6 protein-coding genes (1 of these 6 cut by a window edge) are annotated in these 15,800 nt (G+C 72.0%); 5 read left to right on the top strand and 1 reads right to left on the bottom strand.

Annotated features, from left to right (window positions below; all coding sequences use genetic code 11):
- The first annotated feature begins 8 nt into the window (after window positions 1-8).
- From ACWEPG_RS04410 to ACWEPG_RS04390, 5 genes are all read left to right on the top strand, one after another.
- Complete coding sequence (locus ACWEPG_RS04410) at window positions 9-4,163, top strand: TIGR02680 family protein (protein ID WP_450113712.1); 4,155 nt, start codon at window positions 9-11, stop codon at window positions 4,161-4,163.
- Window positions 4,164-4,570: 407 nt separating this feature from the next.
- Window positions 4,571-6,196 (top strand): ABC-F family ATP-binding cassette domain-containing protein, encoded by a 1,626-nt coding sequence (locus ACWEPG_RS04405; RefSeq protein WP_450113713.1) that lies wholly within the window; start codon window positions 4,571-4,573, stop codon window positions 6,194-6,196.
- A 76-nt stretch (window positions 6,197-6,272) separates the two neighbouring features.
- Window positions 6,273-9,239: an ATP-binding protein gene (locus ACWEPG_RS04400; protein ID WP_452593965.1), complete on the top strand. Its 2,967-nt coding sequence runs from the start codon at window positions 6,273-6,275 to the stop codon at window positions 9,237-9,239.
- A gap of 90 nt (window positions 9,240-9,329) precedes the next feature.
- Window positions 9,330-10,721, top strand: coding sequence for an FAD-binding oxidoreductase (locus ACWEPG_RS04395; RefSeq protein ID WP_450113715.1), 1,392 nt, complete (start codon window positions 9,330-9,332; stop codon window positions 10,719-10,721).
- Window positions 10,722-10,911: 190 nt separating this feature from the next.
- Window positions 10,912-12,285 carry a flavin-containing monooxygenase gene (locus tag ACWEPG_RS04390; RefSeq protein ID WP_452593964.1) on the top strand — a complete coding sequence of 458 codons (1,374 nt, stop codon included), beginning with the start codon at window positions 10,912-10,914 and terminating at the stop codon, window positions 12,283-12,285.
- A 22-nt stretch (window positions 12,286-12,307) separates the two neighbouring features.
- On the opposite strand, the gene ACWEPG_RS04385 is transcribed toward ACWEPG_RS04390, so the two are convergent.
- Window positions 12,308-15,800, bottom strand: the final stretch of a protein-coding gene (locus tag ACWEPG_RS04385; RefSeq protein WP_452593963.1) for a non-ribosomal peptide synthase/polyketide synthase. 23,717 nt of this gene lie beyond the right edge of the window; only the last 3,493 of its 27,210 coding nucleotides appear in the window; its start codon lies beyond the right edge, outside the window; it ends in the stop codon at window positions 12,308-12,310.

The raw sequence follows: 15,800 nt of genomic DNA, 5'->3' as shown, positions 1-15,800 counted from the left end.
GATTACGCATGGCGAGTGCGCGTTTCCGACCGACCCGCGCGGGGATCGTCAACCTGTGGGACTACCGGGACCAGGAGTTCTCGTTCGCCGACGGCCGTCTCGTACTGCGCGGCCCGAACGGTTCCGGCAAGACGAAGGCACTCGAGGTCCTGTTCCCGTTCGTCCTCGACGGCCGCATCGAACCGCGCCGGCTGAACCCGTTCGCCGGCGAGGAGCGGACGATGAAGTCGAACCTGCTCTACCGCGGCGACGACAGCGCCCACTCGTACGTGTGGATGGAGTTCGCCCGCGGCAACGACGACGACCCGGAGGCGGTGACCGTCGGGATCGGCATGCGCGCGACCCGGCAGAACGACAAGGTCACCCGCTGGCACTTCGTCGCCGACGGCCGCGTCGGCGTCGACTTCTCGCTCATCGGGGCCGGTGACCAGCCGCTGACCAAGAAGCAGCTCGCCGAACAGATCGGCGGCGACGCGATCACGGACCGTCCGGTGGACTACCGGGCGGCGATCGACGCGCGCCTGTTCGGGCTCGGTGCGCAGCGCTACGACCAGCTGATCACGCTGATCCTGACGCTGCGCCGACCACAGCTGGCGAAGAACCTCGACCCGAAGGGCCTGTCGCAGGCGCTGACCGACGGCCTGCGCCCGCTCGACGACCATCTGGTGGTCGAGGCGGCGCGCTCGTTCAGCGACATGGAGGAGGTCGGCCGGGCCCTCGAGGGGCTCACCGAGGCGGATCAGGCGACCCGGTCGTTCGTCGGGGTGTACACGAAGTACCTGCGGCAGCAGGCGCGCACGGATGTCGAACAGGTGTCGCGGCGGCTGGAGACGGTCGACGCCGCCGTGACCGCCGTCGGGGACACCGCCGTCGCGCAGACCCGACGGCAGCAGGAACGGGTCGAGGCCGAGGAGCGCGCCACCGCGGCCGAACGAGCCCTCGACCTCGCCCGCGCGGAACTCGAGACCCTGCAGCGGTCCAGCGCCTACGAGGGCAAGCAGCAACTCGACGACCTCGGTGCCGCCGTCGCGGACCTGCGCAGGTCCACCGAGCAGCAGGCCGACAAGGCCCGCAAGGCACAGGCCAGCCTCGCCCAGCGGGCGGAGGAATCCGCCCAGTCCACGACCCGGGTCGAGCAGGCCACCCACGCGCTCTCCCGCGCCGAGGACGACCTGCAGGCCGCTGCCGTGGATGCCGGCATCGAGTGGGCCGCGCTGCCCGACACCGCCCGAGGCGACCAGATCACCTCCGCGGTGCGCGGCCACGCCGAGGAGCGCTCCGGGGACGTGCGGGCCGTGCGCGACGCGATGGTCGGCGTCGAGAAGGCCACCACCGAGCGAACACGCGCCGAGCGGGCCGCGGATCGGGGCCGGGAACTGCTCGAGGCGTCGACCACGGCGGTCACCGAGGCCGCGGCGGCGGCGAAACTCGCGCGCAGCGAGTGCGAGACCACGATCCGCCGGTGGTGGACGGCCCACTCGTCGCTGTACGCGACGGTCGGGGTCTCGAGCGATCTGTTCGTCGCGCTGCACGAGTCGGTCCAGACGATCGGCGACGACGAGGGCGTCGGCTTCCCCGAGTTGCTCGCCGACCACGTCACCGACCCCCTCGACACCGTCCGCGCGCGCCGGTCGCGGGCCGAGTCCGAAGCCGCGGAGTCCGCGGCCCTCGCCGCCGATCTCACGGCGGACCGGGCCCGCGTCGCCGCCGAGCACGACGACGCGCCGCCGCCGCACCCGGAACGCACCGGCGATCGCGACGGCCTGCCCGGCGCGCCGTTCTGGCGGCTGGTCCGCTTCGCCGACGGCGTCCCCGCCGCGGACGCCGCCGGCCTCGAATCCGCACTCGCGGCCGCGAACCTGCTCGACGGCTGGGTGCTGCCCGCGGACGGTCCGCTGCCCGCGCACGATTCCGAACTGTTCCTGGCGCCGCTGCCCGCGGGCAACCGGCCGGAGGGCGCCACACTCGCCGACGTCCTCGTCCCGGAACAGGACACCGCCGTGCCCGAGGAGCGGGTGGCGGCGCTACTGGCTTCCATTGCGCTGCAAACCGATTCGGACTCGCTCGTGGCGGTCGGCTCCGACGGAGGGTTCCGGCAGGGCATCCAGCTCGGCCGACACACCAAGCCCGACGCCGAGTACATCGGCGCCACCGCGCGGCAGCGGCGCCGCGAGTTGCGCATCGCCGAACTCGACGCGGCGATCGAGCAGGCGCACCGGCGGCGGCAGGACGCGCTCGCCGAGCAGTCCGCCGCCGCGGACCGGTACGCATCGCTCGTCGCCGCCGGAAAGGCACTGCCCCGCGCCACCGGCGTGCTCGCCGCGCTGCGTTCGGTCGCGGAGGCGGCGGGTGCGCTCCGCACCCGGCAGGAGGCCGCGACGACGGTCCAGCGTGAACTGGACCAGGCGATCGCCGACCTCGCCACTCAGGACCGCAGACTCCGCGAGACCGCCGCCCGGCACCGGGTCGGCGACCCGGCGCGGGACCTCGACGCCCTCGCCGCCGCGATCCGCCATTTCGAGAAGCAGGGCGACCTCGTCGTCCGCTGCCGGCGCGACCGGGAGAAGGAACACGAGCGGCTGCGCGAGGCCGAGGACCGGCACGCCGAGGCCCGGGACGTCGCCGAGGAGTTCGCGGAAGAGACGGTGGCCCAGCAGGAGAAGCTCGAACAGCAGGTGCAGCGGCTCGAGACCCTGCGGGAGGCGCTCGGCGCGAGCGCCGAGGACATCGACGCCGAGATCGAACGTGCTCGCGCCCGGATCGACGCGTGCACCGCCGAGCAGCGCGCGGCCCGCAAGGCACACGAGGCGGCCGTGGTGGCGATCGGCAAGGCGGAGGGCGCACACGGCGCCGCGGTCGAGTCGCTGCGCGGTGCGGTGACCGAGACCCGCTCGGACGCACAGCGTCTGGCGCCGTATGCGCGCCGTGACCTCCTCGAACTGCTCGGTGTCGAGGGCTCCCACGCGTGGCCCGCCTCGGATGCCGCGTGGCTGACCAGCGACCAGCTGGTGTACCGGATCCAGACCGATGCCGATCAGCCCGCCCCGGTGGTGCCTGCCGAGGTCTCCGCCCTGCACGAGGCTCTCGAGGCCGCCACCGCAGGCGTCAAGGTGTCCGAGGCCGCGGGCAAGTCGACCCGCTCCGCCCTCACCGGAGCGCTCCAGGACTTCGACGCTCGCCTCGCCGCGGCCGGCCAGGACTACCGACTGCGCTGGGACGCAGACGGTTTGACCACCGTCACCGTCCAGCACGACGAGGGGCACTCCTCGATCGGCGCCTTCGCGGCCATGATCGCCGCGCGCCGCGACGACCAGCAGCAACTGCTCACCGAGTCCGAACGCCGGATCCTCGAGGACGCTCTGCTGACCGGGCTGGCGCAGCAGATCCACGAACGGACCGTCGACGCGCGCGACCTGATCGCTCAGATGTCCGCGGAGATGCGCGGCCGGCGCATGTCGTCGGGCAACACGATCGGTGTGCACTGGGTCCTCGCCGACAACCTCGACGACAGCGCCCGCGCGGTGTCCAAGCTCCTCGACCGCGACGCGTCCGCGCTCGGACCCGACGAACTGGCCACCATCCGTGGACATTTCGCCGCCCGGATCCGGGCGCTGCGCGCCGCGCATCCGGAGCGGGCCTACCCGGAGATCCTCACCGAGGCGCTGGACTACCGGCGCTGGCGAGTGTTCTCGTTCAGCCTGATCGCCGGCGACGGCACCGAGGAGAAGCTCACCGTCGCCCGGCACGGTGCGCTGTCGGGCGGCGAGCAGTCGGTGTCGCTGCACCTGCCGCTGTTCGCGGCCGCGCACGTGATGCTCTCGTCGGCGGATCCGCATGCCCCGCGCCTGCTCGGTCTGGACGAGGCGTTCGCCGGCGTCGACGACAACGGCCGCAGCGAACTGCTGGGGCTGAGCGTCCAGTTCGACCTGGACCTGTTCATGACCGGCTACGACCTGTGGGTCACCTACGCCGGCGTGCCGGGGTGCGCGCACTACGACCTGTCCCACTCGACGCCCGAGCACTCGGTCAGCGCAACGCTGATGGTGTGGGACGGCGGCACCCTGCTTTCCGAGCACGACGGCACCGACCTCGCCCGCGCACTCGGATCCCCGCTCCGGCGGCGAGCGCTCGAGCCGGGCGGGCTGGACCTGGCGGGGGTGTGAGCCGGAACCGGCTGTTATATTGGCGCCCATGGACATCGAGGTCGACAGAATCTAGCCATCGAACTGCCGGTGGCTTTCACGCGAAGAGGGCGCCGAGTGCGCCCGCAGTGAATGACCTCACCCATTCGTCAGGGGTTCCCGAACCGCACCGTGCGGTCCTTGCCGTTCCCTTCTGACCGGGCCACTCCGGCACGTTCGCGTCGCACCGATCATCGGTCACGTCCTGCCACCGAACGATGTCGGCTGTCCCGGTCCGTCCGGCTGTGTCGCGCCACGACGGTTCCGTTCGGCTTGCGTTGCCGGCGTGCGCGTCCGGGCATGTGCCCGGTTCCTCCACGACGTCCCGTGATCGGTCGCTTCCATCAGCACTGCTGATCAGCCACAGCCGCCGAAGGAGATCCCCGATCATGTCCATGAAGTCCGCCGTCACCCTGAAGAACGTCACATTCCAATGGCCGGACGGCACAACCGCTCTCGACAACGTGAGCGGCACCTTCACGCCCGGACGCACCGGCCTCGTCGGCCGCAACGGTGCCGGAAAGTCCACCCTGCTTCGCCTCGTCGCCGGCCGCCTCGCTCCCACGTCGGGGCGGATCGACACGGCCGGCGACGTCGGCTACCTGCCGCAGACGCTGACGCTGGGGAAGGACACGACCGTCGCGGAACTCCTCGGAATCGACGGCATCCGCGCCGCCCTCCGCGCGATCGAGTCCGGCGACGTCGACGAGCGGCACTTCCGCGCGATCGGCGACGACTGGGACATCGAGTCGCGTGCGGACGAGGGCCTGCACGAGATCGGCTTCACCGCTGCGGATCTCGACCGTCGCGTGGACGAGATCTCCGGCGGGGAGGCAATGCTCATCGCCGTCACCGGCCTGCGGATCCGCCGCACCCCGATCACCCTGCTCGACGAGCCCACGAACAACCTCGACCGTCCCACCCGCGCGAAGCTCGCCGAGTTCGTCGACTCGTGGCCCGGCACTCTCGTCGTGGTCAGCCACGACCGGGAACTGCTCGAACGCATGGAGAACACGACCGAACTGCACAGCGCCGATCTCGAGACTTTCGGCGGCCCGTACAGCGCGTGGAAGGAGCATGTCGAGCAGCAGCAGGCCGCCGCCGTGCAGGAGGCCCGCTCGGCCCAACAGGCACTCAAGGTCGAGCGACGTCAGAGAACCGAGGCCGAGACCAAGCTGGCCCGACGTGAACGCACTGCGAAGAAGACCCAGAAGGACGGCGGTATCCCCCGGATCCTCGCCGGAAACCGCGCGAGCAGGGCACAGGCCTCCGCCGGGACGATGCGTTCGACACTCGACGACAAGGTCGCCGCCGCACAGGCGGCCGCCGATGCGGCCGGCGCTCGCGTGCGGCGAGACGAACACATCCACCTCACTCTCCCCGACCCGGACGTGCCGCGGGGCCGACGCCTCGCCGAGTTCCACGACGGAGACCGGACGATCGTGATCCAGGGACCCGAGCGCGTCGCGCTCGTCGGCCCCAATGGCGCCGGGAAGTCGACACTGCTCGAACAACTCGTCCGCGGGACCGCCGCACTCTCGGGGCGCGCGCACGGTGCGCTGCTCACCGACCGGGTCGGGTACCTGCCTCAGCGACTCGACAACCTCGACGAAGCCGCGAGCGCACTGGAGAACGTTCGGGAGGTCGCGCCCGGAACACCCGTCGCCACGATCCGCAATCAGCTCGCCCGCCTGCTGCTCCGCGGTAGCAGCGTCGACCGGCCCGTCGCCACGCTCTCCGGTGGTGAACGCTTTCGCGTGTCACTCGCCACGCTGCTGCTGGCCGAGCCACCCGCGCAACTGCTGATTCTCGACGAGCCGACGAACAACCTCGACATCTCCAGCGTCGAGCAGCTCACCGAGGCACTCGACGGCTACCGCGGTGCGATTCTGGTCGTCAGCCACGACGACGAGTTTCTGGACGGGCTCGGTGTCGATGTCACCCTGGAGCTCGACCGGAACGGACGCATCGGTCGTCGTGACGCGCCGCGTCCCGGTTCGGACGCCGTGAGGTGATCGCCGAATCCCGTGCGTCGGGGCCGGGGTGTGCGGGCGGCGGCGCGGCTACCCTGAACTCCCAGGAGGCTGCGCCATGCTGCACGTCGCCCTCCTGGGCGAACAGGCGATCATCGACACGGAGTCCGGGGACGCCGTGTCCAGGTCGCCGCGCGCGGTGGAGCTGCTCGCGTATCTGGTCGCACACGCCGGGATTCCGCAGCCGCGACAGCGCATCGCGGCGACGTTCTGGCCCGACTCCCCGGACGGTCAGGCACTGACGAACCTGCGCCGCGAACTGCACCACCTGCGCCGCACGCTGCACGACGCGCCGTCCCTGGTCGTGTCCGCCACCGACCTGTGCTGGCGCGACACCGACGGCGTGCGCGTCGACGCCCGCGTGTTCGCCCGCGAATCCGGCGCGGCCCGGGCCGCGGCCGAGCACGGTGACGACGACGCGACCGACGCGCACGCCGCCACTGCGGTGGACCTGTACCGGGGGCCGTTCCTGCCCGCCGGCGAGGGCGACTGGGCCGCCGACACGCGGAACGACCTGGAACAGCGGTGCGTCGAGCTGTGTGACCTGCTGGTCGACGTCCGCGCCCGCACCGGGAACCTTCCCGGGGCGATCCAGATCGCGCGCCGGCGGGTCGCGCTGCGGCCCCTGGAGGAATCCGGGTACCGGACACTGATGTCGCTGCAGGCCGAACTCGGTGACCGCGCCGGCGCGGTCCGCACGTACCACCGCTGCGCGGCCGTCCTCGAGCGGGAGCTGGGCGTCGATCCCGACCCCGCCACCCGGTCGGCGTTCGAGCGGCTGCTGGGTCCACGGGCCGAGCGCGGCGAACCGGATCGCGCACCGCCGCCCACCGGAAGCCGTGCGGCACCGCTCGTCGGTCGCGACACCGAACTCGCCGACCTCGACGCGGTGTGGCAGCGGGCCGGCGCCGGGCACGCCGAACTCGTCGTGGTCCGGGGTGACGCCGGGGTCGGAAAGACCCGCCTCGTGGCCGAGCTGACGCGTCGGGTGCGCCGGCAGGGCACGCTGGTCGCCCGCAGCCGGTGCTTCGCGGCCGCAGGCAGGTTGCCGCTCGCTCCGGTCGCGGACTGGCTGCGGGAACCGGCGATCGCGGGCCGGGTGGCCGGCCTCGACCCCGGGGTGCGCGGCGAGGTCGATCGGCTGACCGGTACCGGTGACCGTGCGGCCACGAACACCCCGATCGGGATGGCGGACGCGTGGCGACGGCACCGGTTCGTCGACGCCCTGGCCCTGGCGTTGCTCGCCGGTGGGCGACGGACCCTGCTCGTCGTCGACGACCTGCAGTGGTGCGACCCGGAGACCCTCGACTTTCTCGGGTATCTCGTCACGGCGAATCCGCGCGCACCGCTGCTCGTCGCCGCGACGACACGCGGCGAACCGCCCGAACTCGCGCATCGGCTCGCCCGGCTGCGGGACGGCATCCCGGTCACCGAACTCGCCCTCGCCCCGCTCGGCCCCGACGCGAGCGCCCGGCTCGCCGACGCCCTCGCAGGCCGCGATCTGTCCGATGCGGACCATGCCGTGCTCCACGCCGGCACCGGGGGGTTCCCGCTCTACCTCGTGGAGGCGATGCGCGCGGGTGGACCGACGTCCGGCGGGACCTCCACCGTGCCCGCGGAACGTTTGGGTGAGGTCCTCGACGCCCGGCTGACCCGGGCCGGTCCGGACGCCGAGGCGATCGCGGGGCTCACCGCGGCCGCAGGCCGGGACGTCACCCTCGACTTGCTGGTCGAGGCCGGTGACCTCGACCCGCCCGCCGTGGTCCGCGCGGTCGACGCCCTGTGGCGGCATCGGATCCTGCGCGAGACCGGACGTGGCTACGACTTCACCCACGACCTCCTGCGGGACGCCGCCTACGCGCGGATCGACCCACCGCACCGGTGGCTGCTGCACCGGCGCCTCGCGCAGGGGCTCGAACTGCTGCACGCCGACGACCCCGACCCGTTCAGTGCCCAGCTCGCGCGCCAGTACGACCTCGGCGGCCGACCCGACCGCGCGGTCCCCCACTATCTGCGGGCGGCCGAGATCGCGTCGGCGACCTTCTCGTACGAGGAGGCCATCCGGCTGCACCGGTCCGCGGCGGCGGCCGTCCGGGCCGCGCCGGACAGCGCGGCGACACGGCGCCGGGAGCTGATGGTCCTGGAGGCGTCGGCGGCGCCGCTGACCGCCTCCCGCGGCTACGCGTCGCCGGAACTGCAGGAGGTCCTCGAACGGGCGGTGGCCCTCGCTGAGCGTCTCGGTCACCGGGCGTCGCTCGTCGCAGGGCTGGTCGGGCTGTGGTCGTCGCGTTTCGTGCAGGGGCGAAATCCCGAGGCCGCTGCGGTCGCGGCACGGGCGCTCACGATCGCCGAGGACCTCGCGGATCCCGACGCCTCCGGCGCCGCACACTTCGCGTGTGGCGGGGCCGCGGTGACACTCGCGCACCCGGACGAGGCCCTGCGGCACTTCGCGGCGGCGGACGAATTGAGCGGCGGGGCGCGCACCCTGTGGGTGGGGGCCCGATTCGACGTGCACGCCCGGGCCTGGTCCGCGCACGCCCAGGCACTACAGGGGCGCTGCGTCGAGGCACGGGAGGCGGCGGCCTCGGCGATCGCACTGGCCCGCGACGTCGACCAGCCGTACAGCCTGGCGGTGGCGCTGGCGTACGGCGCGGTCACCGCCCAGTTGTGCCGCGAACCGACCGGGCTACGCGAGACGGTCACCGAACTGCGGTCGTTGTGCGAGCGGTACGGATTCGCCTACTACCGGGAGTGGGCACTGGTCCTCGACGGGTGGTCGCGGTCGCGGCTGGACCTCGCGACGGACGGCATCGACCGTCTGCGTGCGACCGGGGCGTTCGCGCGGATGCCGTACTGGCTCTCCCTCCTCGCCGACCTGCACGTCCGGGCGGGGCGGCTGGACTCGGCGCACGCGGTGATCGACGCCGCGCTGACTGCGGCCCGCGCCCGGAGCGAACTGTGGTGGGTGCCGGAGGTGCTGCGCCGGCGGGACGAACTCGAACGCACCGTTCGGGACCGCCCGTGACGGGCCGAACGCTCCGCGAACGCCGGCTTCCTAGCGTCGGTCACATGGCGTCCGACCCACGGACACCCCACCCCGAAGGACCGATTCGTCATGACCACCACACTCGACCACTCCGAACTCGCGGCCGCGCTCCGTGGTCGGCTCGTCACCCCGAGCGATCCCGACTACGACCGGTCCCGTGCCGTCTACAACGCGATGATCGACCGCAGGCCCGCCGCCGTCGCGTACTGCCGTGACGCAGCGGACGTCGTGGCCTGCGTGCGGTACGGGCGGAAGAACGGACTCGAACTCGCCGTGCGCGGCGGCGGCCACAATGCCGGCGGTCTCGGCGTGTGGGACGACGCGCTGGTCATCGACCTGTCGCAGATGCACAGCGTCACCGTCGATCCCGAGCACCACACCGTCCGTGTCGACGGCGGTTGTGTGTGGGGCGACGTCGACCACGCGACCGTCGCGTTCGGGATGGCCACCCCGTCCGGCTTTCTCGCCTCGACCGGTGTCGGCGGACTGACCCTCGGCGGCGGGATCGGCTACCTGTCCCGGCGGTTCGGCCTCACCGTGGACAACCTGCTCGGCGCCGACGTCGTCCTGGCCGACGGCACCTTCGTCCACGCCGACGCCGACAACCACCCGGACCTGTTCTGGGCACTGCGCGGCGGCGGCGGCAACTTCGGGGTCGTCACCTCGTTCACGTTCCGCTGCCACGACATCGGCGAACACGGCATCGTCATCGGCGGGCCCGTCCTCTACGACATCGCCGACACGGACGCCGTGATGCGCTGGTATCGGGAACTGATGCCCGCGCTGCCCGAGGAGCTCAGCGGCTGGATCTCGGTGCTCACCGTCCCACCTGCGCCGCCGTTCCCGGAGGAACTGTGGGGTCGCAAGGCGTGCGGCATCGTGTGGTGCTACACCGGTCCGCACGATCGCGCCGACCAGGTTCTCGAACCGGTCCGCAGCTTCGGTGACCCGATGCTGGTCGGCGTGCACGAGCTGCCGTTCACCGCACTGCAGAGCGCCTTCGATGCGTTGTATCCCGCTGGGCTGCAGTGGTATTGGCGGGCAGACTTCTTCCAGGAGATCAGCGACACGGCGATCGGGGTGCACGAGAGGTTCGGTGCACAGCTCCCGACCGGGCATTCGACGATGCACATGTACCCGATCGACGGCGCCGCCGCCCGCGTCTCCGACGACGACACCTCGTTCGCCTACCGGGACGGCGGCTGGGCCGGCGTGATCGTCGGCGTCGATCCCGACCCCGCGAACGCCGACACCATCACCAGGTGGGCCAAGGACTACTGGACGGACCTGCACCCGACGTCCGCGGGCGGCGCCTACGTCAACTTCCTGATGGACGAGGGCCGGGACCGTGTCCGGGCCGCCTACCGCGGCAACTACGACCGGCTGGCCCAGGTCAAGCGCCGTTACGACCCGGAAAACGTCTTCCACGTCAACCAGAACATCACGCCGGCGGCGAACTGAACGGCCGATGGGCATCGCGCGGGGCGCGTGGTCTGCTCCACAGGACCGCGCCCCACCGCGAGACCTACGGATCCTGCCGGGTGATCGCGGCAGGGCGCACGCTTCATCGACGCACCACCGTCACGACGAAGGACCCCGGAACGGCCCGAAGCCGTGTCCGGGCCGCGCCTCACGTGTCACCATGGTCCTCGTGGCCTACCTGGTGAAACCCGGACATCGCGCCCCGCCGGTGACCGCTCCCGTCCCGGCCGACGAGTCCCTCCCCCGCGTCTGCGTCATCGGTGCCGGATCGTCGGGCATCGCCGCGGCGAAGGCCCTCTATCTCGCCGGGATCCCGTTCGACTGCTTCGAGAAGGGCAGCGTGATCGGCGGCAACTGGGTCTACGACAACCCGAACGACCAGTCCGCCTGCTACGAATCGTTGGAGATCAACACCTCCTGCCCACGCATGGCCTACTCGGACTTCCCGATGCCGGCCCACTACCCGCCGTACGCGCGACACGACCAGGTCCGCGCCTACTTCGACTCGTACGTCCACCATTTCGGGTTCGGGCACACCATCACCTTCGACACCACCGTCCGGCACGTCACGCGCAACCCGGACGGTACCTGGTCGGTGCACACGACCGGTCCGGCCGGCGAGCACGTCGGCACCTACGACGCCGTCCTCGTCGCGAACGGCCACCACTGGGACGCGCGGTGGCCCGAGCCCGCCTACCCGGGCACCTTCACGGGAACGCAGATCCACTCCCACGACTACCGCAGCGCCGACCAGCTCGCCGGCCGGGACGTCGTGGTCGTCGGCATGGGCAACTCGGGCCTGGACATCGCGGTCGACGCGTCGAGGGTCGGCAGCAGCACCACGCTGTCGGTGCGCCGCAGCCACTGGGTGCTGCGCAAGATGCTGTTCGGCCGGGCGGCCGACCAGGTCGCGCTGCCCGGCTGGATGCCGTGGTGGGTGACGGCGGCCAGGCTGCGGATCGGCGCGGTCGCGTCCGGGAGCCTCACCCGGTACGGCCTGCCGCGGCCGGCGCACCGGCCGGGTCAGGCGCATCCGGTGCAGTCCGAGCAACTGCGTGCGCGCCTGAAGGCAGGCGCGATCACCCCACGCCCCGGAATCGCGCGATTCGACGGTGACACAGTGGTTTTCACCGACGGAAGCAGATCGCGAGCGGACCTGATCGTGTGGGCCACCGGCTACCGGGTGAGCTTCCCGTTCCTCGACCCGGATCTGATCCGGGCCCGCGACAACGATCTGCCGTTGTGGAAGCGGACCGTGCACCCGGACCTGCCGGGCCTGTACTTCCTGGGGCTCCTGCAACCGGTCGGCGCGGTGATGCCGCTCGCCGAGGCCCAGAGCGCGTGGATCACCGAGATCCTCACCGGCCGGTACCTGCCGCCGCCGGAGGGCGAGATCCGCGCACAGATGACGGCCGAGCACGAACGCAACAAGCGGCAGTTCTACGCCTCGCCCCGCCACACGATGGAGGTCGACTTCGACCACTACCTCTGGGACCTTGCCCGGGAACGAAAGCGAGGCGCCCGCCGCGCCCACGCGCGGTGATCCGGGCGGCCGCTCCCGAGGCTCAGGTTCGACCTTCGAGGCGGGCGGCCAGCGCCGGACCGATCACGGCCAGCGACGACGGCTCGATCATCTCGTTGTGCCCGCAGTCGACGAGGCACTCGTCGATGGCCCCGGTGACGAGTGGCCGCCACTCCTGCGCCGATCGCACGGTACCCCCGTCCTGCCCGCGCCCGGCCGGGAACACCAGCAGGTCGCCGTCGTACACGCCGGGCACGAAGCGGTGCACCAGCAGCCGCGAGTTCGCGTAGCCGTCGTTGATCCGCTCCAGGTGCGCCGCGGTGATCCCGCCGCTGCCCAGGAAGTCGCCGAGAATGCGCGCCGCGGAGTCGTAGGTCAGGTCCCCGTGCTCCTCGGAAGCGCCGATGTCCAGCCCGAGACCACGCAGCAGGTCGGCCAGCTCGAGCCGTCCGAGCAGCGGGTCGGAGCCGTCGTCCGGGTAGCTGTCCATGAGCGCCAGGGTCGAGACGGACTCACCCTGCCGCTGCAGTTCGACGGCCATCGCGTGGGCGAGGACGCCGCCGAGGGACCACCCGAGCAGGTCGTACGGCCCCTCGGGGGCGATGGCGCGGATCTCGTCGACGTACCGGCGCGCGAGCGCCTCGATCGATCCGTAGGCCGGACCTCCGGTGATCGCGGGCAGCTGCAGGCCGTACACGGGTCGTTCGGCGGGCAGGTACCGGACCAGCCCGGTGTACCCCCAGGACAACCCGATTCCGGGATGAACACAGAACAGTGGGCGGCCGGTTCCGGTGCCGCGCAGCGGGATCACGATCCGGAGCGCGTCCTCCACGGTCGCGGCGGCCGTCTCACCGATTCGGCGCGAGAGTCCTGCCGGCGTCGGATCGAGGAAGAGCATCTGCAACGGGACGTCCCGTCCGAGGCACTCGCGGAGATCGGTCACCACACGGGTCGCCAGTAGCGAGTTGCCACCGTGGTCGAAGAAGCTGTCGTCGGCGCCGATTCTCTCCACTCCGAGCACGGTGGCGAACGCACCTGCGACCGCCTCCTCCACCGGACCGGCTGGCTCCCGGTAGGCGGCCGAGGTGAACTGCGGCATCGGCAGCGCGTCCCGGTCGAGTTTGCCGGTGGCGGTGGTCGGGATCCGGTCGAGCACCGTGACCGTCGCCGGGACCATGTGGCGCGGAAGTCGCTGCGCCACAGCGCGACGGAGCTCGACGGGCTCGACACGGGCGGTCCCGATCGCACCCACGTAGGAGCACAGCAGAGAGTCCCCTGCCGGTCCGGTGCGCGCGATCGTCACCGCGAACCCGACGCCCGGCTGCGCGGCGAGAACCGCATCGATCTCGGCGGGTTCGACGCGGAAACCGCGAACCTTCACCTGGAAGTCGCTGCGGCCGATGTACTCGAGCGTGCCGTCGGTCCGTCGGCGGACCAGGTCGCCGGTGCGGTACATCCGCTCCCCCGGCCTGCCGAACGGGTCGGCGACGAACCGGCCGGATGTCAGCGCGGGCCTGCGGTGGTAGCCGCGGGCGAGTGCCCGCCCCGCGACGTACAGCTCGCCGACCACACCGGACGGCACCGGGTGCAGACGCGAGTCGAGGACCATCTCGGACACGCCGCGGATCGGTCCACCGAATGTGATCGGCGCACCGGGAACCATCGGGTCGCTGATGTTCGCCATGATCGTGGTCTCGGTGGGACCGTATGCGTTGAGCATGGTGCGGTCCCGAGCCCACTGCTCCACCAGTTCCGGCGGGCACTGTTCACCCGCGACGACCAGCGCGCGGAGCGTGCCGAGCCCCGCGGGCTCCACCGACGCCAGGGTGGTCGGCGTGACGAAACCGTGGGTGATGCGCCCGGTTTCGAGGGCCTCGGCCAGCTCGGCGCCACCGTGGACGTCGGGCGGGACGATCACCGTCGTCGCGCCCGCGCTCAGCGCCATCACGATCTCGAACACCGATGCGTCGAAGCTCGGGGACGCGAAGTGCAGGGTGCGGGCGTCCGGGGTGACGCCGAGACGGGTGCGCTCCTCGCGGGCGAGGTTCGCCAGACCACTGTGGGTGAGGACGACGCCCTTCGGGATGCCGGTCGACCCCGACGTGTAGATCAGGTACGCGGGGTGGTCGACTCGGACGGGCCGGGTCCGCTCTGCGTCGGCGATCGGCGCGTCCGGCAGTGCCGCGACGGACCTCACCGTGCCGGGATCGTCGAGCACCACCCAGTCGACGCCGTCCGGCAGCCGATCGCGCGCTCCGGCCACGGTCACCCCGAGCACGGCCCCGGAATCGCCGAGCATGTGCTCGATCCGCTCCGCCGGGTATCCCGGATCGACCGGCAGGAACGCCGCCCCGGTCTTCGCGACCGCCCACACCGCGAGCACGGACTCGGGCGACCGCGACAGCCCCAGTGCGACATAGCGCTCGGGACCGACGCCGCGGCCGATCAGGAGCCGCGCCAACCGGTTGGACCGCCGATCCAGCTCTCCGTACGTCACCTCGATGCCGTCGCCGGCGACCGCGACGGCCTCCGGGTCGTGCGCGGCGTGGGTCAACAACGCGGGCAGGAGCAGCTCCGGGGCGTCGGGGGCGCCCCGGGCCGGAGCGAGGTCGCGCAGTTCGTCGTCGCGCAGGATCGCGATGTCCCCGACCGCGGCGCGGGGATCGGCGAGCGCGGATTCGAGTGTCCGGAGGAACCGTTCGGCGAAACCTCGCACCGTGTCGCCGTCGAACAGATCGGTCGCGTACTCGATGCTCCCGGCGATGCCTGCCGGGGCGCCCGCCGCGTCGAACTGCTCCGCGAGCACGAACTCGAGGTCCTCCTTCACCACACCGGAGGGTGTGGCGAGCCCCTCGACCGTCAGCCCGGGCAGGTCGAGGCGGGTCCTCGTGTCGTTCTGGAACTCCAATGCCACCTGGAAGATCGGAGAGTATGCCGTCGACCGCGGCGGATCGAGCGCCTCCACCACGCGTTCGAACGGCAGGTCGGCGTGCCCGAACGCACCCAGGTCGACCTCGCGCACCGCGGCCACCAGATCGGAGAACGACTGCGCCGCATCGATCCGGGTACGCAACGCGAGCGTGCCGACGAGCATGCCGACCAGGTCGTCGAGCGCCGGTTCGCCACGGCCCGCGATCGGGGTGCCGATCACGATGTCGTCGGTGTCGCCGAGACGGCTCAGCAACACCGCGAGCGCCGCGTGCACGGTCATGAACACGCTCGTGCCGTGACGCCGCGCGAACTCCTCGAGCCTGCGGTGCAGCTGCGGCTCGATCGCGAAACCCGTTCGGGCGCCGCGGAACGACTGCTGGAGCGGGCGCGGGCGATCCGTCGGCAGACCCAGGAGATCGGGCGCCCCCGCGAGCGTCGACGTCCAGTGGTCGAGCTGCCGGGCGGCCAGCGACCCGGGGTCGTCGGCGTCGCCGAGCATCCGGCGCTGCCACAGCGTGTAGTCGGCGTACTGCACCGCCAACGGCGACCATTCGGGTGCGCGGCCCGCCACCCGCGCCGCATACGCGCGGACCAGGTCCCGGGAC

Source organism: Rhodococcus sp. NPDC004095, from assembly GCF_053604015.1.
The sequence above is the reverse complement of the archived record's forward strand: the minus strand, read 5'-3'. Positions and strand labels throughout refer to the sequence as shown.